Origin of the sequence: Enterobacter sp. WP_7_1, assembly GCF_003688535.1 — a bacterium.
Classification (GTDB): domain Bacteria; phylum Pseudomonadota; class Gammaproteobacteria; order Enterobacterales; family Enterobacteriaceae; genus Enterobacter; species Enterobacter asburiae.
In genome coordinates this window covers 174,593-195,578 of sequence record NZ_REFK01000006.1, presented here as the reverse complement: position 1 = coordinate 195,578, position 20,986 = coordinate 174,593, and the positions used below count along the sequence as shown (strand labels likewise).

Annotated in this window: 36 protein-coding genes; 6 read left to right on the top strand and 30 right to left on the bottom strand. The window is 51.2% G+C overall.

All coding sequences use genetic code 11. The features are described 5' to 3' along the window. Positions 1–323 precede the first annotated feature (323 nt). A complete protein-coding gene (locus BJ885_RS20995; RefSeq protein ID WP_121932700.1) occupies positions 324–878 on the top strand; it encodes a gamma carbonic anhydrase family protein in 555 nt (184 codons plus the stop codon). Here BJ885_RS20995 and BJ885_RS20990 read toward each other — a convergent pair. From BJ885_RS20990 to dprA, 6 genes are read right to left on the bottom strand one after another with little or no spacing between them, the layout of a single operon-like run. Beyond that, positions 854–1,102, bottom strand: coding sequence for a DUF1488 domain-containing protein (locus BJ885_RS20990; RefSeq protein WP_029740646.1), 249 nt, complete (start codon positions 1,100–1,102; stop codon positions 854–856). The genes BJ885_RS20995 and BJ885_RS20990 overlap by 25 nt on opposite strands. After that, positions 1,099–1,917: a shikimate dehydrogenase gene (aroE, locus tag BJ885_RS20985; protein WP_121932699.1), complete on the bottom strand. Its 819-nt coding sequence runs from the start codon at positions 1,915–1,917 to the stop codon at positions 1,099–1,101. Before aroE ends, BJ885_RS20990 begins: the two co-directional genes overlap by 4 nt. A 4-nt stretch (positions 1,918–1,921) precedes the next feature. Next, positions 1,922–2,494 (bottom strand): L-threonylcarbamoyladenylate synthase type 1 TsaC, encoded by a 573-nt coding sequence (gene tsaC / locus BJ885_RS20980; protein WP_121932698.1) that lies wholly within the window; start codon positions 2,492–2,494, stop codon positions 1,922–1,924. Then, positions 2,487–3,041, bottom strand: coding sequence for a type I DNA topoisomerase (locus BJ885_RS20975; RefSeq protein ID WP_032662341.1), 555 nt, complete (start codon positions 3,039–3,041; stop codon positions 2,487–2,489). The genes tsaC and BJ885_RS20975 overlap by 8 nt, the downstream gene beginning before the upstream one ends. Positions 3,042–3,067: 26 nt before the next feature. Further along, the gene (gene smg / locus BJ885_RS20970; RefSeq protein ID WP_008503477.1) at positions 3,068–3,541 is read right to left on the bottom strand and encodes a DUF494 family protein Smg; all 474 of its coding nucleotides are present in this window, start codon (positions 3,539–3,541) and stop codon (positions 3,068–3,070) included. Beyond that, a complete protein-coding gene (dprA, locus tag BJ885_RS20965) occupies positions 3,513–4,637 on the bottom strand; it encodes a DNA-protecting protein DprA (RefSeq protein ID WP_121932705.1) in 1,125 nt (374 codons plus the stop codon). The genes smg and dprA overlap by 29 nt, the downstream gene beginning before the upstream one ends. Positions 4,638–4,764: 127 nt before the next feature. Between dprA and def the strand changes: the two genes are divergently transcribed. The 5 genes from def (at position 4,765) to mscL (ending at position 9,542) form a co-directional block, all read left to right on the top strand. Beyond that, positions 4,765–5,274: a peptide deformylase gene (def, locus tag BJ885_RS20960; protein ID WP_006812188.1), complete on the top strand. Its 510-nt coding sequence runs from the start codon at positions 4,765–4,767 to the stop codon at positions 5,272–5,274. A gap of 25 nt (positions 5,275–5,299) precedes the next feature. Continuing rightward, entirely contained in the window at positions 5,300–6,247 is a 948-nt protein-coding gene (gene fmt, locus BJ885_RS20955) for a methionyl-tRNA formyltransferase (protein WP_029740641.1), read from the top strand. Between the two features lie 52 nt (positions 6,248–6,299). Continuing rightward, complete coding sequence (gene rsmB / locus BJ885_RS20950) at positions 6,300–7,586, top strand: 16S rRNA (cytosine(967)-C(5))-methyltransferase RsmB (RefSeq protein ID WP_121932704.1); 1,287 nt, start codon at positions 6,300–6,302, stop codon at positions 7,584–7,586. A gap of 22 nt (positions 7,587–7,608) precedes the next feature. Then, complete coding sequence (gene trkA / locus BJ885_RS20945) at positions 7,609–8,985, top strand: Trk system potassium transporter TrkA (protein WP_008503482.1); 1,377 nt, start codon at positions 7,609–7,611, stop codon at positions 8,983–8,985. A gap of 146 nt (positions 8,986–9,131) precedes the next feature. Further along, the gene (gene mscL, locus BJ885_RS20940; RefSeq protein WP_023309449.1) at positions 9,132–9,542 is read left to right on the top strand and encodes a large-conductance mechanosensitive channel protein MscL; all 411 of its coding nucleotides are present in this window, start codon (positions 9,132–9,134) and stop codon (positions 9,540–9,542) included. Here the strand turns inward: mscL and BJ885_RS20935 are convergent, their stop codons facing one another. The 24 genes from BJ885_RS20935 to rpsC all read right to left on the bottom strand — a co-directional run bounded on the left by BJ885_RS20935 (position 9,543) and on the right by rpsC (position 20,986). After that, positions 9,543–9,758, bottom strand: coding sequence for an alternative ribosome-rescue factor A (locus tag BJ885_RS20935; RefSeq protein ID WP_029740639.1), 216 nt, complete (start codon positions 9,756–9,758; stop codon positions 9,543–9,545). Between the two features lie 57 nt (positions 9,759–9,815). Beyond that, positions 9,816–10,241, bottom strand: a complete 426-nt coding sequence (gene zntR / locus BJ885_RS20930; RefSeq protein ID WP_121932697.1) for a Zn(2+)-responsive transcriptional regulator — start codon at positions 10,239–10,241, stop codon at positions 9,816–9,818. 2 nt (positions 10,242–10,243) lie between these two features. Then, positions 10,244–10,612: a DUF1992 domain-containing protein gene (locus BJ885_RS20925; protein WP_121932696.1), complete on the bottom strand. Its 369-nt coding sequence runs from the start codon at positions 10,610–10,612 to the stop codon at positions 10,244–10,246. 107 nt (positions 10,613–10,719) lie between these two features. Further along, positions 10,720–11,103 carry a 50S ribosomal protein L17 gene (gene rplQ, locus BJ885_RS20920; RefSeq protein WP_001216368.1) on the bottom strand — a complete coding sequence of 128 codons (384 nt, stop codon included), beginning with the start codon at positions 11,101–11,103 and terminating at the stop codon, positions 10,720–10,722. A 40-nt stretch (positions 11,104–11,143) separates the two neighbouring features. Continuing rightward, on the bottom strand, positions 11,144–12,133 hold the full coding sequence (locus BJ885_RS20915) for a DNA-directed RNA polymerase subunit alpha (RefSeq protein WP_002919219.1): 990 nt from the start codon (positions 12,131–12,133) through the stop codon (positions 11,144–11,146). 25 nt (positions 12,134–12,158) lie between these two features. Further along, positions 12,159–12,779, bottom strand: a complete 621-nt coding sequence (rpsD, locus tag BJ885_RS20910; protein WP_004868345.1) for a 30S ribosomal protein S4 — start codon at positions 12,777–12,779, stop codon at positions 12,159–12,161. 33 nt (positions 12,780–12,812) lie between these two features. Beyond that, complete coding sequence (rpsK, locus tag BJ885_RS20905; protein WP_003863312.1) at positions 12,813–13,202, bottom strand: 30S ribosomal protein S11; 390 nt, start codon at positions 13,200–13,202, stop codon at positions 12,813–12,815. A gap of 16 nt (positions 13,203–13,218) precedes the next feature. Further along, entirely contained in the window at positions 13,219–13,575 is a 357-nt protein-coding gene (gene rpsM / locus BJ885_RS20900) for a 30S ribosomal protein S13 (protein ID WP_003863308.1), read from the bottom strand. A 146-nt stretch (positions 13,576–13,721) separates the two neighbouring features. Beyond that, complete coding sequence (gene rpmJ / locus BJ885_RS20895) at positions 13,722–13,838, bottom strand: 50S ribosomal protein L36 (RefSeq protein WP_000868187.1); 117 nt, start codon at positions 13,836–13,838, stop codon at positions 13,722–13,724. Between the two features lie 31 nt (positions 13,839–13,869). After that, positions 13,870–15,201: a preprotein translocase subunit SecY gene (gene secY, locus BJ885_RS20890; RefSeq protein ID WP_029740636.1), complete on the bottom strand. Its 1,332-nt coding sequence runs from the start codon at positions 15,199–15,201 to the stop codon at positions 13,870–13,872. Between the two features lie 7 nt (positions 15,202–15,208). Further along, positions 15,209–15,643, bottom strand: a complete 435-nt coding sequence (rplO, locus tag BJ885_RS20885) for a 50S ribosomal protein L15 (RefSeq protein WP_003863304.1) — start codon at positions 15,641–15,643, stop codon at positions 15,209–15,211. 3 nt (positions 15,644–15,646) lie between these two features. After that, a complete protein-coding gene (rpmD, locus tag BJ885_RS20880; protein ID WP_003863301.1) occupies positions 15,647–15,826 on the bottom strand; it encodes a 50S ribosomal protein L30 in 180 nt (59 codons plus the stop codon). 6 nt (positions 15,827–15,832) lie between these two features. Next, positions 15,833–16,333, bottom strand: coding sequence for a 30S ribosomal protein S5 (gene rpsE, locus BJ885_RS20875; RefSeq protein WP_003863299.1), 501 nt, complete (start codon positions 16,331–16,333; stop codon positions 15,833–15,835). Positions 16,334–16,347: 14 nt separating this feature from the next. Further along, on the bottom strand, positions 16,348–16,701 hold the full coding sequence (gene rplR, locus BJ885_RS20870) for a 50S ribosomal protein L18 (protein ID WP_003863297.1): 354 nt from the start codon (positions 16,699–16,701) through the stop codon (positions 16,348–16,350). 9 nt (positions 16,702–16,710) lie between these two features. After that, positions 16,711–17,244: a 50S ribosomal protein L6 gene (gene rplF / locus BJ885_RS20865; RefSeq protein ID WP_003863296.1), complete on the bottom strand. Its 534-nt coding sequence runs from the start codon at positions 17,242–17,244 to the stop codon at positions 16,711–16,713. A 12-nt stretch (positions 17,245–17,256) separates the two neighbouring features. Continuing rightward, a complete protein-coding gene (gene rpsH / locus BJ885_RS20860; protein WP_006178918.1) occupies positions 17,257–17,649 on the bottom strand; it encodes a 30S ribosomal protein S8 in 393 nt (130 codons plus the stop codon). 30 nt (positions 17,650–17,679) lie between these two features. After that, complete coding sequence (rpsN, locus tag BJ885_RS20855) at positions 17,680–17,985, bottom strand: 30S ribosomal protein S14 (RefSeq protein ID WP_003863291.1); 306 nt, start codon at positions 17,983–17,985, stop codon at positions 17,680–17,682. A gap of 14 nt (positions 17,986–17,999) precedes the next feature. After that, positions 18,000–18,539, bottom strand: coding sequence for a 50S ribosomal protein L5 (rplE, locus tag BJ885_RS20850; RefSeq protein WP_001096206.1), 540 nt, complete (start codon positions 18,537–18,539; stop codon positions 18,000–18,002). Positions 18,540–18,553: 14 nt separating this feature from the next. Next, positions 18,554–18,868, bottom strand: coding sequence for a 50S ribosomal protein L24 (rplX, locus tag BJ885_RS20845; protein WP_003863287.1), 315 nt, complete (start codon positions 18,866–18,868; stop codon positions 18,554–18,556). A gap of 10 nt (positions 18,869–18,878) precedes the next feature. Next, positions 18,879–19,250: a 50S ribosomal protein L14 gene (gene rplN / locus BJ885_RS20840; protein WP_002919748.1), complete on the bottom strand. Its 372-nt coding sequence runs from the start codon at positions 19,248–19,250 to the stop codon at positions 18,879–18,881. Between the two features lie 166 nt (positions 19,251–19,416). Beyond that, the gene (gene rpsQ / locus BJ885_RS20835; RefSeq protein ID WP_008503489.1) at positions 19,417–19,671 is read right to left on the bottom strand and encodes a 30S ribosomal protein S17; all 255 of its coding nucleotides are present in this window, start codon (positions 19,669–19,671) and stop codon (positions 19,417–19,419) included. Continuing rightward, on the bottom strand, positions 19,671–19,862 hold the full coding sequence (gene rpmC, locus BJ885_RS20830) for a 50S ribosomal protein L29 (RefSeq protein WP_003863282.1): 192 nt from the start codon (positions 19,860–19,862) through the stop codon (positions 19,671–19,673). The genes rpsQ and rpmC overlap by 1 nt, the downstream gene beginning before the upstream one ends. After that, a complete protein-coding gene (rplP, locus tag BJ885_RS20825; RefSeq protein ID WP_002919759.1) occupies positions 19,862–20,272 on the bottom strand; it encodes a 50S ribosomal protein L16 in 411 nt (136 codons plus the stop codon). The genes rpmC and rplP overlap by 1 nt, the downstream gene beginning before the upstream one ends. A gap of 12 nt (positions 20,273–20,284) precedes the next feature. Further along, a complete protein-coding gene (rpsC, locus tag BJ885_RS20820) occupies positions 20,285–20,986 on the bottom strand; it encodes a 30S ribosomal protein S3 (RefSeq protein WP_000529945.1) in 702 nt (233 codons plus the stop codon).

Genomic DNA, 20,986 nt, shown 5'->3' with positions numbered 1-20,986 from the left:
AACGCGGCTTTCGCTCACCGTTGCGAGGTGGCGTATATTACGCTTTCCTCTTTCAGAGTCAACCCGTTATTTCAGGATTTTTTCTCTTCAACCGACCGGGTTGTTTGTGAAGTGATTCACATCCGCCGTGTCGATGGAGGCGCATTATAGGGATCCCATTTTTTAGCACAAGTATTTTTTAGATCTTTTTTTCCGACTGCTGATTTTCCGCGCTTTTCGCTGAAATCCCGCCCGATCTGCTTAAATATTGACGTATTTTGCCTTGCCGCGATCCATTAATATGATCAAAGTCTTCTGTATAGCGCTCATTGTTAGAGGTAGATATGCCCGCAGTATTACGTCCTTATAAAGATCTGTTCCCCCAAAAAGGCAATCGCGTGATGATCGATGCCAGCAGCGTGGTGATTGGCGATGTCCGAATGGCCGATGATGTCAGCATCTGGCCCCTCGTCGCCATCAGGGGAGATGTTAACTATGTGTCGATTGGCGCCCGTACCAATATTCAGGACGGCAGCGTTCTGCATGTCACGCACAAATCCTCCTATAACCCGGACGGTAATCCCCTCATCATTGGAGAAGAGGTTACCGTCGGCCATAAAGTGATGCTTCACGGCTGCACTATCGGAAATCGCGTACTTGTTGGTATGGGGTCGATTTTGCTGGATGGCGTCATAGTAGAAGATGACGTAATGATTGGTGCCGGTAGCCTGGTCCCGCAGAACAAACGGCTGGAGAGTGGCTATCTCTATCTGGGAAGCCCGGTAAAACAGATCCGCCCCCTGAAGGAGGCAGAGATCGAAGGGTTAAAATACTCGGCGAACAACTACGTTAACTGGAAGAATGACTATTTGGATCAGGACAACCAAACCCAGCCCTGATCGTCTTCCTGCTGTTCGCGGATTAAATCGCTGGCTTCCTCTTCCAGATCCCAGCGATTTTCGCAAAATACCGCTATAGGGTCTGAACCGCCAAAACGACGTAACAGCGTTTCCCCAGGAATGGCACAGGTAAGTTGCATCCCCTGCACCAGCACCGGAAAACAGACCGCTTGTTTACTCTCATCCCAGTTTTCTCTGTCCGGGAAATGAATAGCCTGGTTCACGCCGAAAGCTCCTGCTTTAACTTTTCAATGACAGGTTCGACCGCAGGCAACACGCCATGCCAGAGCAGCACCGCATGCGCAGCCTGACCCACCAGCATTCCCAGTCCATCGGCTAACTGCTTCGCGCCGTGTTGTTCGCACCAGTTAAGGAAAGGCGTCTTCCCTTTCTGATAAAACATGTCATAGAAGTACATATGCGCGCTGACCAGAGAAGCGGGAATTGCCGGGATCTCACCATTGATGCCGCTGGACGTGGCGTTGATGACAAGATCGAACTCACGATCGGCAAGATCGTCAAGCGCTACCGCGCTCACGCTGCCGGTATGCGCAAACAACGCCGCCAGCGCTTCCGCGCGGGAAAAGGTTCTGTTGGTAATGGTCACCGCACAGTCCATTGAAAGCAGAGGCAACAGCACTCCCCGCGATGCGCCACCCGCACCAATCAGCAGGACCCGGAATCCGGGCTTAATAAACGACAATCGTTCCAGATCGCTAAGTAAACCAATTCCGTCGGTGTTGTCACCCAAAAGGCGTCCATCCTCAAGCCGTTTTAGGGTATTGACCGCACCAGCCAGTGAAGCGCGCTCGGTCAGCTCATCCGCACGTTCGAAGGCTTCCTCTTTAAAAGGAACCGTCACATTCGCGCCTTTACCGCCCGCGGCGAAAAAAGCCTCCAGCGTTGGGATAAATGCATCCACCGGTGCCAGTACGCGACCATAGGGATGATTTATCTGCAGCTGCTTCGCAAATTGCTGATGAATCAACGGTGACTTGCTGTGTGCAATCGGATTACCAAAAACAGCATAGGTTTCCATGAGATTACCCCTGGCGAAAACGTTCGCCGGTCAAAGCGTCGCGAATTTCAGACGGATTCAGGCGCCCTCCCGTTTCACCGACCGCAACAGGGAAGTCATTCCCGAACTGCGCCAGTACTTCTTCGGTTGACCGACAAGGTGGCAATCCGGTCAGGTTGGCGCTGGTTGAGACCAGCGGTTTACCAAATGCCAGACAAAGCTCAACCACCAGCGGATGGTCAGTTACGCGAACGGCGAGGGAATCAAAGCGTCCGGTTAACCAGCGCGGCGTTGTTGGCTGCGCCGGGAAGACGAAGGTCACAGGCCCAGGCCACGCGGAGAAGATAGTCTCGCGCTGCGCCAGCGTCAGCATGGAGTCATCGATATAGGGTTTAAGCTGCTCATAATTCGCAGCGATCAAAATCAGCCCTTTCTCGACAGGTCTTTGTTTTAAGGCAAGCAGACGGCTCACTGCCGTCTCGCTGTCAGGATCGCAACCGACCCCAAAAACAGCTTCAGTTGGATAGGCGATGACTTCTTCATTTTTCAGTACGTCCACTGCATGCGCAATGGAGCCTGATGGCAGGTTATTATTCACTATTTTGATCCGCCGTAACCGGCTTTCCACATTGTTTACTGGCACAGAAGCGTTTCATGCCTTGCGCAGTTTTCTTCTCTATAAGTAGCGGATAATTGCAATGAGGGCAGGTTCCCGCTACCGGTTTAAAATTGATAACGAACTGGCATTCAGGGTAGCGATCGCACGAATGGAACGTCTTACCATAACGGGAACGGCGCTGTACCAACTGACCGCGCTGACACTGAGGGCACGCAATTGCCGTTTCATCAGGCTTATCAATTTGTTCCGTATGTTCGCATTCCGGGTAGCGGCTACATCCAATAAACATGCCGAAACGCCCCTGACGCAGGGCTAATTCACCACCGCAGACTGGACAAAACTGACCCTCCAGAATTTTAACGATATGTCCATCCGCCTGGCTTTTCAGGGGACGGACATAATCACATTCCGGATAGTGTGAACAACCGAGAAACGGGCCGTGTTTCCCGGACCGAATAACAAGTTCAGCCCCGCACTGCGGGCAGGGCTCATTTTTATGCACCGTGAATAGTGCTGATTTGGCCATAACAACTCTTGGTGCTGCACATTGAATTAGTGCAGCATACCTTCATTCACTTCAAAGAGTAATTCTTCCATTTGCTGATAGGCGTTTTCACAGCCCGGGATATTAAACAGAACCATCAGGATCACCCACTTGAGATCTTCCAGTTCAAATTCTGCTGTATCCAGCGCCATGACGCGCTCTATCACCATTTCTCTCGTTTCGAGGTTCAGCACCTGAATCTGCTCAAGGAATAAGATGAACCCCCGGCAGCTGGCGTCCAGCCTTTCACACTCTTCTGCGGTATAAATGCGTACTGACAATGGGTCAGAAGCAAGCTGCATCGGTTCGGCGAGGCCTTCCTGATAATCAGCCAGTTTTTCCAGCCACATCAACGCATTATAGATATCTTCCCGCTCAAACCCCGCATCGGTAAGATCCTGTGTCAATTTGTCCTGATCCACTCGCATTTCTGCTTCGTTATGGATGTAAGTCTCAAACAAATACATCAGTACGTCGAACATGGCATGCCCTCCTTAATCGGACATAGCCGCCGGGTACAGCTGCGATCCACCCTGCTAACTCCAGTTCGAGTAGCTGTGCTACCGTTACTGGCACAGGTTGGCCGGCACGTTCAGCGACAACGTCAACAGGTGTTACCTCATCTCCTACGTTAGCCAGGAGCTTGGGAAATGGCAATGCCACCTTTCCCTGATCTGATGAATATTGTCGCTTTTCGGGATCTTCCTGCAGCCATTGCAACCCATATTGCAAATTTTCAAGAATATCTCCTACTTCCGTTACCGGCGTTGCCCCTTGCTTAATCAGCCAGTGGGGCCCCTCGCATCCGGGATTACCTATCGGACCAGGCAAGGCGAAGACTTCTCTCCCCTGCTCGAGCGCGCATCGCGCCGTGACCAGCGAACCGCTTCGGCGCGCCGCTTCAACCACCAGTACGCCTTTGCTAAGCCCGCTGATAATGCGATTACGACGCGGAAAGTTTGCTGGCCTCGGCTGTGCGGAAAGCGGGAACTCAGACACTATCGCGCCGTCAGATTCAATAAGCCGCATCGCCAGTGCCTGATGCCGGCGTGGATAAATGCTAAAAAGACCGTTCCCCAGCACCGCTACGCTTCGTCCCTTAACTGACAGCGCCGCGCTGTGGGCTACGCCGTCAATACCGCAGGCCAGTCCGCTGGTGATCGTGAAACCGCTTTGTGACAGTTGTTCGCACAGGATTTTCCCCCATCGCTCGCCGTACCATGACGGCGCACGACTGCCTACCACCGCCAGCTGAACCGTATTAAGCGTCTCAGGGTTACCTTTTACGAATAATGCCCCGGGATAATCAGGGATCGTGCGGAGCAAAGGGGGATAAAGGGGATGGTTGGCCGTTAATAAATGATGTCCCGGCTGCTCGAGCCACATAAGGCTACGTTCCAGCCCGCTCTCATCGAGTGCAAAGAAGCGTTCAGTCTGCTTTGCTGTCAGCCCGACGTTTCTGGCCACGGGCACGTTGAGGTGTTCCTGCTTCTGCAGTCGCGCAGCCACTTCCAGCATTACATCACCACACACAGACCCTGTGTGTATTAGCCGTAACCATATCTCGGTAGACGTCATCCTTTCCCCTGCCATAAGCGGCCTCCGCAATCATTGCGATTGGTCACTGATGCTGTCAATCGATGGGGGATTTGTCTAGAATAGAAAGAGTATTCTTATCAACTCCTGAACACGACTCTGGAAATTTATGGCAGTTTTGCAAGTGTTACATATTCCGGACGAGCGCCTTCGCATCGTCGCTGAACCGGTCAAAGAAGTGAATGCAGAAATCCAGCGTATCGTTGATGATATGTTCGATACCATGTACGCCGAAGAAGGCATTGGCCTGGCGGCCACGCAGGTGGACATTCACAAGCGAATTATCGTGATTGATGTTTCCGAAAATCGCGATGAGCGTCTGGTGCTGATCAACCCTGAGCTGCTCGAAAAGAGTGGCGAAACCGGTATTGAGGAAGGCTGTCTGTCCATTCCTGAACAGCGCGCTTTAGTGCCGCGTGCCGAAAAGGTGAAAATTCGCGCGCTGGATCGCGACGGTAATCCATTCGAACTGGAAGCAGACGACCTGCTGGCGATTTGTATTCAGCATGAGATGGACCACCTGGTCGGTAAACTGTTTATCGATTATCTCTCGCCGCTGAAGCAGCAGCGTATTCGTCAGAAAGTAGAGAAACTGGATCGTTTGCGTTCTCGCGCATAACGTCCCCCCGGATACAAGGATCATCGTGTCTAAAACACTACGTATTATCTTCGCGGGAACCCCTGATTTTGCAGCGCGTCATCTTGACGCGCTGTTATCGTCTGGTCACCAGGTTGTTGGCGTCTTTACCCAGCCGGACCGTCCGGCTGGTCGCGGCAAAAAATTGATGCCGAGCCCAGTAAAGGTGCTGGCAGAAGAGCAAGGGCTACCCGTTTTCCAGCCTGCATCGTTACGCCCGCAGGAAAATCAGCAGCTGGTTGCTGACCTGAATGCCGACGTAATGGTGGTAGTGGCTTACGGTTTAATTCTGCCAAAAGCTGTGCTTGATATGCCACGCCTGGGTTGCATCAACGTGCATGGATCTTTGCTCCCGCGCTGGCGTGGTGCTGCACCTATCCAGCGCTCGCTGTGGGCGGGTGATGCCGAAACGGGTGTTACCATCATGAAGATGGACGTAGGTTTAGACACCGGCGATATGCTGTATAAACTGGCGTGCCCCATAACGTCAGACGATACCAGCGCTACGCTGTATGACAAACTGGCAGACCTTGGTCCACAAGGGCTTATCGAGACGCTCCAGCAGCTTGCTGACAACACGGCGAAACCGGAAGTTCAGGATGACGCACTGGTGACGTATGCCGAAAAACTGAGCAAAGAAGAAGCGCGTATCGACTGGTCCCTGTCAGCCGCGCAACTTGAACGCTGCATCCGCGCTTTTAATCCGTGGCCGATGAGCTGGATGGAGATTGATGAGCAGCCGGTGAAAGTCTGGAAAGCCTCCGTCATTAGCGGTACTACCACGGCTGAACCCGGTACGATTGTTGACGCCAACAAGAACGGGATCCAGGTGGCGACTGCACAAGGGATCCTGAATCTTGAATCGCTACAACCGGCCGGCAAGAAGGCCATGAGCGCTCAGGATCTGTTAAATTCCCGCCGCGAATGGTTTATTCCGGGCAATCGTCTTGCCTGAGCAAATTTATCCTTAAGGCCCGGTGTTTCCGGGCATTTTTATTTTTACGGTTATGAAAAAACAAAATCTACGCAGTATGGCGGCTCAGGCCGTTGAGCAGGTTATCGAGCAGGGCCAGTCATTAAGTAACGTCCTGCCTCCCCTGCAACAAAAAGTCTCTGATAAAGACAAAGCCCTGCTTCAGGAGCTCTGCTTTGGCGTTCTGCGCACGCTTTCTCAGCTTGAGTGGTTGATTAACAAGCTGATGTCACGCCCAATGACAGGCAAGCAGCGCACCGTACACTATTTGATTATGGTGGGTTTTTATCAGCTTCTTCATACCCGCATCCCACCTCATGCCGCGCTGGCTGAGACGGTGGAAGGCGCCGTTGCGATTAAACGCCCTCAGTTGAAAGGGCTGATCAACGGCGTACTGCGTCAGTTTCAGAGACAGCAGGAAGAGCTTCTGGCTGAATTTGCCCAAAGCGAAGCACGTTTTCTGCACCCTGACTGGCTGTTGAAGCGCCTGAAAAAAGCTTATCCACAGCAGTGGCAGGAGATTGCCGATGCCAACAATCAGCGTCCGCCAATGTGGTTACGCGTGAATCGTAATCACCACAGCCGTGACGCATGGCTGAGCTTGCTCGAACAAGCTGGAATGAGTGGATTCCCACATGAAGCCTATCCGGATGCCGTACGCTTAGCCTCACCGACACCGGTACATGCATTACCCGGTTTTGATGAAGGCTGGGTAACCGTACAGGATGCCTCGGCTCAGGGTTGCATGACCTGGCTTGAACCCAAAAATGGTGAGCAGATCCTCGATCTGTGCGCCGCGCCTGGGGGCAAAACGACGCATATTCTTGAAGTGGCTCCGCAGGCCAGCGTGCTGGCAGTGGATGTCGATGAACAGCGTCTCTCACGCGTCTACGACAACCTCAAGCGTCTGGGCATGAAGGCTCAGGTTAAGCAGGGCGATGGACGCAAACCCGCAGAATGGTGTGGTGAAACGCAATTCGATCGCATTTTGCTGGATGCCCCCTGCTCTGCAACCGGTGTTATTCGTCGTCATCCGGACATCAAGTGGCTACGCCGCGATCGTGATATTCAGGAACTTGCCCAACTGCAATCCGACATTCTCGACGCCATTTGGCCGCATCTTAAATCTGGCGGAACGCTGGTCTATGCGACCTGCTCCGTACTGCCGGAAGAAAACAGCCAGCAAATCGCGGCCTTCCTTAAACGTACGCCGGACGCCGCGCTGCGCGATACGGGAACGCCTGAATCCCCGGGACTGCAGAACCTGCCGGGTGCTGAAGAGGGCGATGGCTTCTTTTACGCTAAGCTAATCAAAGAGTGATGTTGAGAACAGGTCACGAGATATGAAGATTATCATTCTGGGTGCAGGACAGGTGGGCGGAACGCTGGCGGAAAACCTGGTTGGCGAAAACAACGACATCACAATTGTTGATACCAACGGCGATCGTCTGCGTGTATTACAGGACAAGTTTGACCTGCGCGTGGTGCAGGGTCATGGTTCGCACCCACGTGTTCTTCGTGAGGCGGGCGCCGACGATGCCGACATGCTGGTTGCGGTAACCAGTTCTGACGAAACCAATATGGTGGCCTGTCAGGTGGCCTACTCGCTTTTCAACACGCCCAACCGAATTGCGCGTATTCGCTCTCCGGACTATGTTCGCGATGCTGAAAAACTGTTTAATTCCGAAGCGGTCCCCATTGACCACCTCATCGCACCAGAACAGCTGGTTATCGACAATATCTATCGCCTGATCGAATATCCGGGCGCCCTGCAGGTGGTGAACTTTGCCGAGGGCAAAGTGAGCCTGGCAGTGGTTAAGGCCTATTATGGCGGACCATTGATCGGCAATGCGCTTTCCACCATGCGCGAGCACATGCCGCATATCGATACGCGCGTTGCAGCGATTTTCCGTCACGACAGACCAATTCGCCCGCAAGGCTCCACGATTGTCGAAGCCGGTGATGAGGTCTTCTTTATTGCGGCCTCACAGCATATTCGTGCGGTGATGAGTGAACTTCAGCGTCTCGAAAAACCTTATAAACGCATTATGCTGGTCGGCGGCGGCAATATCGGCGCCGGTCTGGCACATCGTCTGGAAAAAGATTACAGCGTGAAGTTGATCGAGCGCGATCAACAGCGTGCTGCTGAACTGGCGGAGAAACTGCAAAATACGATCGTATTTTATGGTGATGCGTCTGATCAGGAGCTACTGGCTGAAGAGCATATTGATCAAGTTGATCTCTTTATTGCCGTCACCAACGACGACGAGGCGAATATAATGTCCGCCATGCTCGCAAAGCGCATGGGGGCTAAAAAAGTCATGGTGCTTATCCAGCGTAAGGCGTATGTCGATCTGGTTCAGGGCAGCGTTATTGATATTGCCATTTCCCCTCAGCAGGCGACAATTTCCGCGCTCCTGAGCCATGTTCGTAAAGCGGATATTGTCGGCGTGTCATCGCTGCGCCGTGGCGTAGCGGAGGCCATTGAAGCCGTTGCTCATGGAGATGAAACGACGTCACGAGTCGTCGGCCGTTCGATCGACGAAATTAAACTGCCGCCAGGCACGATTATCGGCGCCGTTGTGCGCGGGAACGACGTCATGATTGCCAATGATAATTTACGAATTGAGCAAGGCGATCACGTAATTATGTTCCTTACCGATAAAAAATTTATTACCGACGTCGAACGTTTATTCCAGCCAAGTCCATTCTTCCTTTAAAGAATTGGGTGCTCGAGTAAGAGCACCCTTACTTTATCCGTTTAATTTCTGTGCCTTTTATTTTTCATAATGTTTAATTATCCCGAATGGCAATTGGCTAATGATTTGTTAAACTTAAACTCGTCAGCTGGCACAAGGAGAGAACAATGAGTTTTATTAAAGAATTTCGCGAATTTGCGATGCGCGGGAACGTGGTGGATTTGGCAGTGGGTGTCATTATTGGTGCGGCATTCGGCAAGATTGTTTCATCATTAGTGGCCGACATTATCATGCCACCTTTAGGGTTGTTAATCGGCGGCATTGATTTCAAACAATTCGCTTTCACGCTGCGTGAAGCGCAGGGTGATGTTCCGGCAGTAGTAATGCACTATGGCGTATTTATTCAGAACGTATTTGATTTTGTGATTGTCGCGTTTGCCATATTTATGGCTATCAAGCTGATCAACAGACTCAACCGTAAAAAAGAAGAGCCGGCTGCAGCACCTGCGCCAACGAAAGAAGAAGTGCTGTTAAGTGAGATCCGCGATCTGTTAAAAGAGCAGAATAACCGCGTCTAATCAATAGATAAAAGCAGGAAGGCCAGTGGTAAATAAGCGATTCGCTTGCTTGCCACTGGCCTCCCAGTTACCCCGTTTTTCATGTTTGTCTTTACGCAGAAAACTTCCTTTCCCTTTTTTATTCTTCTCAACGCGCTGCCTGAATAACGGGTCGTGAAGTAACGCCTCAATGGCATTGTCCTTGATTTGTCCTTTCGTGTGCTGATAGCGGCTCATAATGTCTCCAGAACAAGGTTTATGACGACGGGAGTCTAGACCCGGTTGAACTAAAAATCAACAGCCCTGAGTTTCTCCACTCGCTCCCTGTTCAAGGGCTTCGAGGATTGAACAATAAAGGCTGCTGTGTGCCGTACCGCAGCAGGCATCATTCAGCCTTTGCAGAGAGCGCTGCATGGTTTGCAGTTCCTGTATACGCGCTTCAACTTCATCCAGCCGGGCCTGCACGATGCTTTTAGATTCCTGGCAGGTGTGATGTTCCGGATCGATGCGGATCGATAATAACTCGCGAATCGAATCCAGTGTGAAACCGAGCTGACGCGCATAACGAATAAACCGCAGGCGCTGCAGATCGTTATCGGTATAAAGGCGAAAGCCTCCTTCAGTACGTACTTCATGATCGATCATCTGCTGCTTTTCGTAATATCGGATGGTATCCGGCGTAACGTTCGCAAGCTTCGCAAGTTTACCGATGCGGTACATAACTACTCCTCGCTTATTTTCTGCATCAATCTTTCACCGTATTCACCGTGCAGAAAATCAGTGTTCATCCCAGCCTGGCGTAGCTTGAGTTCAAGCAGGGCGAGACGGCGGCTAAGTTCAGAATGTCGTGGATCGTCATGGCGGATCCCTTTGAGAAGATCGGCCAGTTCAACAGCCTCTCTACGCTGTTCGAGCTCCGGGGGGAGACAACCCGCATTTTTCAGCAAACGGTATCCAGCCCGTAATTCCGGTGCGATGTGCGAATCATCGTCAAGCACAAGGGGTTCGCCGCTTCCCGGAAGAGCGTCGAATTCGCCTTTTTTTTGGGCATCGCGAATATGGCGTTCTGCCCACTGGTCGAGCAACCACATTACCGGCTCCTGGGGATGAACAGAATTGATATAGACATTGTAGAGAAGTGGGGATATCGCGGATATAAAAAAACCCGCCGGAGCGGGTTTTTTTACGTTACTGCAGATTACTCTGCAGCAGCTTCTGCTTTCTCTGAACGATCAACCAGCTCGATGTAAGCCATCGGCGCGTTGTCGCCTGCACGGAAACCACACTTCAGAATGCGAGTGTAACCACCGGCACGGCTCGCGAAACGCGGGCCCAGTTCGTTAAACAGTTTTGCCACGATCTCGTTATCACGAGTACGGGCGAATGCCAGACGACGATTAGCAACGCTGTCAGTCTTGGCAAGAGTAATCAGCGGCTCAACTACGCGACGCAGCTCTTTCGCTTTAGGCAGGGTCGTCTTGATGATCTCATGACGAACCAGTGAACCTGCCATGTTGCGGAACATAGCCTGGCGATGGCTGCTGTTGCGGTTCAGTTGACGACCACTCTTACGATGGCGCATGACCTTATCCTTCTCAGTAAAACCTTAACCTGTGATCCGGTTACTCGTCAGCAATGCTTGCCGGTGGCCAGTTTTCCAGGCGCATGCCCAGAGACAGACCACGTGAAGCCAGCACGTCTTTAATCTCAGTAAGAGATTTTTTACCCAGGTTCGGCGTTTTCAGCAACTCAACCTCGGTACGCTGTACCAGATCACCGATATAGTGGATAGCTTCTGCCTTGAGGCAGTTAGCAGAGCGGACAGTCAATTCGAGATCGTCAACAGGGCGCAGCAGGATCGGATCGAATTCTGGTTTCTCTTCTTTCACTTCCGGCTGACGTACATCACGTAAGTCAACGAAAGCTTCCAGTTGTTCTGCCAGGATGGTCGCCGCACGACGAATCGCCTCTTCAGGATCGATTGTGCCATTGGTTTCCATTTCGATGACCAGCTTGTCCAGGTCGGTACGCTGTTCTACACGCGCTGCTTCAACATTGTAGGCAATACGCTCTACAGGGCTGTAGCATGCGTCGACCAGCAGACGGCCGATTGGGCGCTCATCTTCTTCCGAATGAATTCGGGCAGAAGCCGGCACATAACCACGACCGCGCTGAACTTTGATACGCATGCTAATAGCTGCGTTCTCATCGGTCAGGTGGCAGATCACGTGCTGCGGCTTGACGATTTCAACATCACCGTCGTGGGTGATGTCGGCTGCAGTCACAGGGCCAATGCCAGATTTATTCAGAGTAAGAATAACTTCATCTTTACCCTGAACTCTCACCGCCAGCCCTTTCAGGTTGAGCAGGATTTCAAGGATATCTTCCTGAACGCCTTCTTTGGTGCTGTACTCATGAAGTACACCATCAATCTCAACCTCGGTCACCGCGCAACCCGGCATCGATGAGAGCAGAATACGGCGCAGTGCGTTACCCAGAGTATGGCCAAAGCCACGCTCTAAAGGCTCAAGGGTCACCTTGGCGTGCGTCGAACTCACTTGCTCGATATCTACCAGGCGCGGTTTTAGAAACTCTGTCACAGAACCCTGCATTGTGTCCTCTCTTTGGTACTAAGCTTTACTTGGAGTAAAGCTCGACGATCAGGTGTTCGTTAATGTCCGCAGACAGATCAGAACGTTCTGGCTGACGCTTGAACGTACCTTCCATCTTGCCAGCATCAACTTCCAGCCAGGTTGGCTTTTCACGCTGCTCAGCCAGCTCCAGAGCGGCCTTCACGCGAGATTGCTTTTTCGCTTTCTCACGAATGCTAACAACGTCATTCGCTTTAACCTGATAAGAAGCGATGTTAACAACACGACCGTTTACCATGATTGCTTTGTGGCTAACCAGCTGACGTGATTCAGCACGAGTAGCGCCGAAGCCCATACGGTATACAACGTTGTCCAGACGACCTTCCAGCAGAGCCAGCAGGTTTTCACCTGTGTTGCCTTTCAGACGTGCTGCTTCTTTATAGTAGTTACGGAACTGACGCTCCAGCACACCGTACATACGGCGAACTTTTTGCTTTTCACGCAACTGCACACCATAGTCAGACAGACGCGGTTTACGCGCACCGTGCTGGCCAGGAGCTTGTTCAATTTTACACTTGGTATCGATCGCGCGAACGCCAGACTTAAGGAATAAGTCGGTGCCCTCACGACGGCTCAGCTTGAGCTTAGGACCCAAATATCTTGCCATTTTCTATCTCCAACTAACCTAAAAAACGGAGCGTTATACGCGACGTTTTTTCGGCGGACGACAACCGTTATGAGGGATCGGAGTCACATCAGTAATATTCGTGATGCGGAAACCAGCGGCGTTCAGAGCGCGAACAGTAGATTCACGACCCGGACCCGGACCTTTAACCATAACTTCCAGATTCTTGATGCCGTATTCTTTTACGGCTTCTGCGCAACGCTCTGCTGCAACCTGAGCTGCGAACGGAGTGGATTTGCGAGAACCACGGAAACCGGAACCACCGGCTGTTGCCCAACCCAATGCGTTACCCTGACGATCAGTAATAGTAACGATGGTGTTGTTGAAAGAAGCATGGATATGAGCCACGCCGTCAGAGACTTGTTTTCTTACACGTTTACGTGCACGAACTGGTGCCTTTGCCATTATTCAATCACCCCGATTATTTCTTGATCGGTTTGCGCGGACCCTTACGGGTACGTGCGTTGGTCTTAGTACGCTGACCGCGCACTGGCAGACCACGACGATGACGCAAACCGCGATAGCAACCAAGATCCATCAGGCGCTTGATGCTCATGCTGATTTCACGGCGCAGATCACCTTCAACGACAAATTTGGCAACTTCGTCACGCAGCGTGTCGATTTGTTCTTCAGACAGCTCACTGATCTTAACATCTTCAGCGATACCCGCTGCAGCCAGAATGGCTTTAGAACGGGTCTTGCCGACGCCGTAGATCGAAGTTAATGCGATCACAGCATGTTTCTGATCAGGAATGTTAATGCCTGCTATACGGGCCACTATGCACTCCTACTATTTAATATGTACGCACCATGCTGAAAAGCCCGTTTTCAGGATACTCAAATGGAAACGTACAGACATACAAAAGATTGGCTGGCTAATCTAGCCAGCTCAACCCAACTTTGCAAGAAAAATATGCGAAATAATCAGCCTTGGCGCTGTTTATGCTTCGGCTCGGCACTGCAAATCACACGGATGACACCATCACGCTTAACGATTTTGCAGTTACGGCATAATTTCTTGACGGAAGCACGAACTTTCATTTTTACTCTCCGTAACTTCTCAGGCGACCATTTAGCGGCCGTAGCCTTTCAGGTTCGCCTTCTTCAATGCAGACTCATACTGACTGGACATCATCAGAGTTTGCACTTGAGCCATAAAGTCCATAATCACGACAACAACGATAAGCAGTGAGGTCCCACCGAAGTAGAACGGTACTTTCATTGCATCACGCATGAACTCCGGGATCAGGCAGATAAAAGTAATATAAAGCGCACCAACCAAAGTCAGGCGAGTCATTACTTTATCGATATACTTCGCCGTTTGCTCTCCCGGACGAATTCCTGGTACAAATGCACCGGACTTCTTCAGGTTATCTGCTGTTTCACGCGGGTTGAAGACCAACGCCGTGTAGAAGAAACAGAAGAAGATGATCGCAGACGCATAGAGTAACACATAAAGTGGTTGCCCAGGCTGCAAATACAGCGAAATTGTTGTCAGCCAGTTCCAACCAGTACCGCCCCCGAACCATGACGCGATGGTCGCCGGGAACAGAATAATACTGGAAGCGAAGATAGCCGGGATAACCCCCGCCATGTTCACTTTCAGCGGTAAATGTGTGCTCTGTGCAGCATAGACACGACGACCTTGCTGACGTTTAGCGTAGTTCACCACAATGCGGCGTTGACCACGTTCAACGAAGACAACAAAGAACGTCACTGCAAATACTAATACTGCAACCAACAGCAACAGGAGGAAGTGCAGGTCGCCTTGACGCGCTTGCTCGATAGTATGGGCGATGGCTGGCGGGAGGCCCGCAACAATACCGGCGAAGATAATGATAGAGATACCGTTACCGATACCACGCTCAGTAATCTGTTCGCCGAGCCACATCAGGAACATAGTCCCTGTGACCAGACTTACAACAGCGGTGAAGTAGAATGCAAAGCCCGGGTTTAACACCAGGCCCTGCATACCAGGCATATTCGGCAGACCGGTAGCAATACCGATCGCCTGGAATATTGCCAGCACCAGAGTACCGTAACGGGTGTACTGACTAATCTTACGACGTCCAGACTCCCCTTCTTTCTTCAACTCTGCCAGGGCCGGATGAACGACCGTCAGCAGCTGGATAATAATAGATGCCGAAATGTACGGCATAATACCCAATGCAAAGATAGAAGCACGGCTGAGAGCACCACCAGAGAACATGTTGAACATTTCAATGATGGTGCCTCGCTGTTGCTCAAGCAGTTTGGCAAGTACAGCGGCATCGATACCAGGGATCGGAATAAAAGAGCCAATACGGAACACAATCAGCGCGCCGATAACAAACAGCAGTCTGCGTTTCAGCTCGCCAAATCCACCTTTGGCACTTTGAAAATCTAATCCCGGTTGCTTAGCCATCTGCTACTTATTCCTCAATTTTACCGCCAGCAGCTTCGATAGCAGCACGAGCACCTTTAGTAACACGCAGGCCACGAACAGTTACCGGAGTAGAAACTTCACCAGCCAGGATCACTTTCGCGAACTCGATCTGGATACCGATAATGTTTGCTGCTTTCAGCGTGTTCAGGTCTACAACGCCGCCTTCAACTTTCGCCAGGTCAGACAGACGGATTTCCGCTGTGATCGCTGCTTTGCGAGAGGTGAAGCCGAACTTCGGCAGACGACGGTACAGTGGCATCTGGCCACCCTCGAAACCGCGACGTACGCCACCGCCAGAACGAGAGTTCTGACCTTTGTGACCACGACCACCGGTTTTGCCGAGGCCAGAACCGATACCACGACCCAGGCGTTTACCCGCCTTTTTAGAGCCTTCGGCCGGAGACAGAGTATTTAAACGCATCTCTTACTCCTCAACTTTAACCATGAAGTAAACCGCGTTGACCATACCACGAACAGCAGGAGTATCCTCGCGCTCAACGGTATGACCAATACGACGCAGACCCAGGCCAAGCAGCGTTGCCTTGTGTTTCGGCAGACGACCGATTGCACTGCGGGTTTGAGTGATTTTAATAGTCTTTGCCATGGTCAATTACCCCAGAATTTCTTCAACGGATTTACCACGCTTGGCAGCGACCATTTCTGGAGAATTCATATTTTCCAGGCCATCAATAGTTGCACGAACCACGTTGATCGGGTTAGTGGAACCATATGCTTTGGCCAGAACGTTATGAACCCCAGCAACTTCCAGAACGGCGCGCATTGCACCACCGGCGATGATACCGGTACCTTCTGAAGCTGGCTGCATGAATACACGAGAACCCGTGTGAACACCTTTAACTGGGTGCTGCAGGGTGCCGTTGTTCAGCGCGACGTTAATCATATTGCGACGGGCTTTTTCCATCGCTTTCTGGATCGCTGCTGGAACTTCACGCGCTTTACCGTAACCAAAACCAACGCGACCGTTACCATCGCCTACTACAGTCAGAGCTGTGAAGGAGAAAATACGACCACCTTTAACGGTTTTAGATACGCGGTTTACCGCGATCAGCTTTTCCTGCAGTTCGCCAGCCTGTTTTTCGATGTGAGCCATCTTACACCTCTACCTTAGAACTGAAGGCCAGCTTCACGGGCAGCATCTGCCAGTGCCTGGACACGACCATGATATTGGAACCCGGAACGGTCAAAGGAAACATTGCTGATGCCTTTTTCCAGAGCGCGTTCAGCAACAGCTTTACCTACAGCTGCAGCGGCGTCTTTGTTACCGGTGTACTTCAATTGTTCTGAGATAGCTTTTTCTACAGTAGAAGCAGCTACCAGAACTTCAGAACCGTTCGGTGCAATTACCTGTGCGTAAATATGACGCGGGGTACGATGTACCACCAGGCGAGTTGCACCCAGCTCTTTGAGCTTGCGGCGTGCGCGGGTCGCACGACGGATACGAGCAGATTTCTTATCCATAGTGTTACCTTACTTCTTCTTAGCCTCTTTGGTACGCACGACTTCGTCGGCGTAACGAACACCCTTGCCTTTGTAAGGCTCAGGACGACGGTAGGCGCGCAGATCTGCTGCAACCTGACCGATCAGCTGTTTATCAGCGCCTTTCAGCACGATTTCAGTTTGAGTCGGACATTCTGCAGTGATACCGGCCGGCAGCGGATGCTCAACAGGGTGTGAGAAGCCCAGAGACAGGCCTACTGCATTCCCTTTGATAGCTGCACGATAACCTACACCAACCAGCTGAAGCTTTTTAGTGAAGCCTTCGGTAACACCAACAACCATTGAGTTCAGCAGGGCACGCGCGGTACCAGCCTGAGCCCATCCATCCACGAAACCATCACGTGGACCGAAGGTCAGAGCGTTATCTGCATGTTTAACTTCAACAGCTTTGTTGAGGGTACGAGTCAGCTCGCCGTTTTTACCTTTGATCGTAATAACCTGACCGTCGATTTTTACATCAACGCCGGCAGGAATAACGACCGGTGCTTTAGCAACACGAGACATTCTTTCCTCCGATTAGGCTACGTAGCAGATAATTTCGCCACCAAGACCAGCCTGGCGCGCTGCACGATCAGTCATAACACCTTTAGAGGTAGAAACAACTGCGATACCAAGACCAGCCATAACTTTCGGCAGCTCATCTTTTTTCTTATAGATGCGCAGACCTGGGCGGCTGACACGCTGAATGCTTTCTACAACAGCTTTACCCTGGAAATACTTGAGAGTAAGTTCCAGTTCCGGCTTGGTGTCGCCTTCAACTTTAAAATCTTCGATAAAACCTTCTTCCTTCAGCACGTTGGCAATTGCCACTTTCAGCTTGGCGGAAGGCATGGTGACCGCAACTTTGTTCGCGGCCTGACCGTTACGGATACGGGTCAGCATATCCGCGATCGGATCTTGCATGCTCATCTGTCTTTACTCCCGTGATTCAATTGGTAATTACCAGCTAGCCTTTTTCAAGCCTGGCACTTCACCGCGCATAGCGGCTTCACGCAGTTTGATACGGCTCAACCCAAACTTGCCCACATAACCATGTGGACGACCTGTTTGACGACAGCGGTTACGCTGACGAGACGGGCTGGAATCACGCGGCAGAGACTGCAGCTTGAGAACCGCATTCCAACGATCTTCGTCGGAAGCGTTCACATCAGAAATGATCGCTTTCAGTTCAGCGCGTTTAGCGAAGAATTTATCAGCTAAAGCTACGCGCTTTACTTCGCGTGCTTTCATTGATTGCTTAGCCATTCAGTAACCCTACCTTACTTGCGGAACGGGAAGTCAAAGGCAGCCAGCAGAGCACGGCCTTCTTCGTCAGATTTCGCAGTAGTGGTAATGGTAATATCCAAACCACGCACGCGGTCGACTTTATCGTAGTCGATTTCTGGGAAGATGATCTGCTCACGGACACCCATGCTGTAGTTACCACGACCGTCGAAAGACTTAGCGGACAAGCCACGGAAGTCACGGATACGTGGAACAGCAATAGTGATCAGGCGCTCAAAGAACTCCCACATGCGTTCGCCACGCAGAGTTACTTTACAGCCGATCGGATAGCCCTGACGGATTTTGAAGCCTGCAACAGATTTGCGTGCTTTGGTGATCAGCGGTTTTTGACCGGAGATTGCTGTCAGGTCAGCTGCTGCGTTATCCAGCAGTTTCTTGTCAGCGATCGCTTCACCAACACCCATGTTCAGGGTGATCTTCTCGACCCGAGGGACTTGCATGACAGAATTGTAGTTAAACTCAGTCATGAGTTTGTTAACTACTTCGTCTTTGTAGTAATCATGCAGTTTCGCCATCGTACTACTCCAAATTACTTGATAGTTTCGCTGTTAGACTTGAAGAAACGGACTTTTTTACCGTCTTCGAATCTAAAGCCTACACGGTCAGCCTTGCCGGTAGCCGCATTGAAGATTGCAACGTTAGAAACCTGAATAGCAGCTTCTTTTTCAACGATGCCACCTGGTTGGTTCAGGGCCGGAACCGGCTTCTGATGTTTCTTAACCAGGTTGATACCTTCAACGACAAGTTTGCCGGAAGACAGAACATTTTTTACTTTACCGCGTTTACCTTTATCTTTACCGGTTAACACGATAACTTCGTCATCACGACGGATTTTCGCTGCCATGATTCGCTCCTTAGAGTACTTCTGGTGCCAGAGAGATAATTTTCATGAACTTCTCAGTACGAAGTTCACGAGTTACCGGCCCAAAGATACGCGTGCCGATAGGCTGCTCGCTGTTATTGTTTAAAATAACGCATGCATTACCATCGAAGCGAATGACAGAACCGTCAGGGCGACGAACACCCTTCTTGGTGCGCACCACTACCGCCTTCAGCACATCACCTTTTTTGACCTTACCACGTGGAATTGCTTCCTTGATGGTGATCTTGATGATGTCGCCTACGCCTGCGTAGCGACGGTGCGAGCCACCCAGAACCTTGATACACATTACGCGACGTGCACCGGAGTTGTCGGCGACGTTCAGCATAGTCTGTTCTTGGATCATTTTAGTGCTCCGCTAATGTCAACTACTACCTGAGACTCTAAAATCAGAGCCGTTAAAAAGCCCCATATCGAGGGCGCGGCATTATAACACCGCTTCTGCAATATGGGTAGAAAAAATAAACGGCTCATCGCTGAGCCGTTTATTCGTATTGAGAAGGCGTACTGTATTACAGAACCGCTTTCTCTACAACGCGAACCAGCGTCCAGGACTTAGTCTTGGACAGTGGACGGCATTCACGGATTTCAACCTTGTCGCCGATACCACATTCGTTGTTCTCGTCATGTACGTGCAGTTTGGTCGTACGCTTGATGAATTTACCGTAGATCGGGTGTTTCACAATACGTTCGATAGCTACAACAATGGATTTCTCCATTTTGTCGCTAACAACACGACCTTGCAGAGTACGGATTTTATCGGTCATTACGCACCCGCCTTCTGAGTCAGTAAAGTCTTAACGCGTGCAACATTGCGACGCACTTGCTTCAGCAGGTGAGTCTGTTGCAGCTGGCCACTTGCAGCCTGCATACGCAGGTTGAACTGCTCACGCAGCAGGTTCAGCAGCTCAGCGTTCAGCTCTTCAACGCTTTTTTCACGCAGCTCTTTTGCTTTCATTACATCACCGTCTTAGTTACAAAGGTGGTTTTGATAGGCAGTTTCGCTGCTGCCAGGCCGAAGGCTTCACGGGCCAGCTCTTCCGGAACACCGTCCATTTCATAAAGGACTTTGCCCGGTTGGATCAAGGCAACCCAGTACTCCACGTTACCTTTACCTTTACCCATACGAACTTCCAGTGGCTTCTCGGTGATCGGTTTGTCCGGGAATACACGGATCCAGATCTTACCTTGACGCTTAACTGCACGGGTCATTGCACGACGTGCTGCTTCGATCTGACGTGCAGTCAGACGACCACGGCCAACAGCTTTCAGACCGAAAGTGCCGAAGCTAACATCCGTACCCTGCGCCAGACCACGGTTGCGGCCTTTGTGCACTTTACGGAATTTTGTACGCTTTGGTTGTAACATCAGCGACGCTCCTTATTTACGGCCTTTACGCTGCTGCTTTTTAGGTTGAGCAGCCGGTTTTTCCGGTTGTTCAACAGCAGCCATACCACCCAGGATCTCACCTTTGAAGATCCATACCTTAACGCCGATTACACCGTAAGTGGTGTGCGCTTCAGAGGTGTTGTAGTCGATGTCAGCACGCAGAGTGTGCAGCGGTACGCGACCTTCGCGGTACCATTCGGTACGTGCGATTTCCGCGCCGCCCAGACGGCCGCTAACTTCAACTTTGATACCTTTAGCGCCCAGACGCATTGCGTTCTGTACAGCACGCTTCATAGCACGACGGAACATAACACGACGTTCCAGCTGTGAAGTGATGCTGTCAGCAACCAATTTAGCGTCCAGTTCAGGCTTACGAACTTCAGCGATATTGATCTGTGCAGGAACGCCAGCGATATCCGCTACGACCTTGCGCAGTTTTTCTACGTCTTCGCCTTTCTTACCGATAACGATGCCAGGACGAGCAGTGTGAATAGTCACACGGATGCTCTTCGCTGGACGCTCGATAACGATACGAGATACAGACGCTTTAGCCAGTTCCTTAGTCAGGTACTGACGTACTTTAAAATCGCTGTCCAGGTTGTCAGCGAATTCTTTGGTGTTCGCAAACCAGGTAGAGTTCCATGGTTTTACAATACCCAGGCGAATACCATTAGGATGTACTTTCTGACCCAT

Coding starts and splice junctions, on each gene's coding strand:
- BJ885_RS20995 (WP_121932700.1), top strand. CDS start 324: ATGCCCGCAGTATTACGTCCTTATAAAGATCTGTTCCCCCAAAAAGGC.
- aroE (WP_121932699.1), bottom strand. CDS start 1,917: ATGGAAACCTATGCTGTTTTTGGTAATCCGATTGCACACAGCAAGTCA.
- BJ885_RS20975 (WP_032662341.1), bottom strand. CDS start 3,041: ATGGCCAAATCAGCACTATTCACGGTGCATAAAAATGAGCCCTGCCCG.
- smg (WP_008503477.1), bottom strand. CDS start 3,541: ATGTTCGACGTACTGATGTATTTGTTTGAGACTTACATCCATAACGAA.
- dprA (WP_121932705.1), bottom strand. CDS start 4,637: ATGACGTCTACCGAGATATGGTTACGGCTAATACACACAGGGTCTGTG.
- def (WP_006812188.1), top strand. CDS start 4,765: ATGGCAGTTTTGCAAGTGTTACATATTCCGGACGAGCGCCTTCGCATC.
- rsmB (WP_121932704.1), top strand. CDS start 6,300: ATGAAAAAACAAAATCTACGCAGTATGGCGGCTCAGGCCGTTGAGCAG.
- trkA (WP_008503482.1), top strand. CDS start 7,609: ATGAAGATTATCATTCTGGGTGCAGGACAGGTGGGCGGAACGCTGGCG.
- mscL (WP_023309449.1), top strand. CDS start 9,132: ATGAGTTTTATTAAAGAATTTCGCGAATTTGCGATGCGCGGGAACGTG.
- BJ885_RS20935 (WP_029740639.1), bottom strand. CDS start 9,758: ATGAGCCGCTATCAGCACACGAAAGGACAAATCAAGGACAATGCCATT.
- zntR (WP_121932697.1), bottom strand. CDS start 10,241: ATGTACCGCATCGGTAAACTTGCGAAGCTTGCGAACGTTACGCCGGAT.
- BJ885_RS20925 (WP_121932696.1), bottom strand. CDS start 10,612: ATGTGGTTGCTCGACCAGTGGGCAGAACGCCATATTCGCGATGCCCAA.
- rplQ (WP_001216368.1), bottom strand. CDS start 11,103: ATGCGCCATCGTAAGAGTGGTCGTCAACTGAACCGCAACAGCAGCCAT.
- BJ885_RS20915 (WP_002919219.1), bottom strand. CDS start 12,133: ATGCAGGGTTCTGTGACAGAGTTTCTAAAACCGCGCCTGGTAGATATC.
- rpsD (WP_004868345.1), bottom strand. CDS start 12,779: ATGGCAAGATATTTGGGTCCTAAGCTCAAGCTGAGCCGTCGTGAGGGC.
- rpsK (WP_003863312.1), bottom strand. CDS start 13,202: ATGGCAAAGGCACCAGTTCGTGCACGTAAACGTGTAAGAAAACAAGTC.
- rpmJ (WP_000868187.1), bottom strand. CDS start 13,838: ATGAAAGTTCGTGCTTCCGTCAAGAAATTATGCCGTAACTGCAAAATC.
- secY (WP_029740636.1), bottom strand. CDS start 15,201: ATGGCTAAGCAACCGGGATTAGATTTTCAAAGTGCCAAAGGTGGATTT.
- rplO (WP_003863304.1), bottom strand. CDS start 15,643: ATGCGTTTAAATACTCTGTCTCCGGCCGAAGGCTCTAAAAAGGCGGGT.
- rpmD (WP_003863301.1), bottom strand. CDS start 15,826: ATGGCAAAGACTATTAAAATCACTCAAACCCGCAGTGCAATCGGTCGT.
- rpsE (WP_003863299.1), bottom strand. CDS start 16,333: ATGGCTCACATCGAAAAACAGGCTGGCGAACTGCAGGAAAAGCTGATC.
- rplR (WP_003863297.1), bottom strand. CDS start 16,701: ATGGATAAGAAATCTGCTCGTATCCGTCGTGCGACCCGCGCACGCCGC.
- rplF (WP_003863296.1), bottom strand. CDS start 17,244: ATGTCTCGTGTTGCTAAAGCACCGGTCGTTATTCCTGCCGGCGTTGAT.
- rpsH (WP_006178918.1), bottom strand. CDS start 17,649: ATGAGCATGCAAGATCCGATCGCGGATATGCTGACCCGTATCCGTAAC.
- rpsN (WP_003863291.1), bottom strand. CDS start 17,985: ATGGCTAAGCAATCAATGAAAGCACGCGAAGTAAAGCGCGTAGCTTTA.
- rplE (WP_001096206.1), bottom strand. CDS start 18,539: ATGGCGAAACTGCATGATTACTACAAAGACGAAGTAGTTAACAAACTC.
- rplX (WP_003863287.1), bottom strand. CDS start 18,868: ATGGCAGCGAAAATCCGTCGTGATGACGAAGTTATCGTGTTAACCGGT.
- rplN (WP_002919748.1), bottom strand. CDS start 19,250: ATGATCCAAGAACAGACTATGCTGAACGTCGCCGACAACTCCGGTGCA.
- rpsQ (WP_008503489.1), bottom strand. CDS start 19,671: ATGACCGATAAAATCCGTACTCTGCAAGGTCGTGTTGTTAGCGACAAA.
- rpmC (WP_003863282.1), bottom strand. CDS start 19,862: ATGAAAGCAAAAGAGCTGCGTGAAAAAAGCGTTGAAGAGCTGAACGCT.
- rplP (WP_002919759.1), bottom strand. CDS start 20,272: ATGTTACAACCAAAGCGTACAAAATTCCGTAAAGTGCACAAAGGCCGC.
- rpsC (WP_000529945.1), bottom strand. CDS start 20,986: ATGGGTCAGAAAGTACATCCTAATGGTATTCGCCTGGGTATTGTAAAA.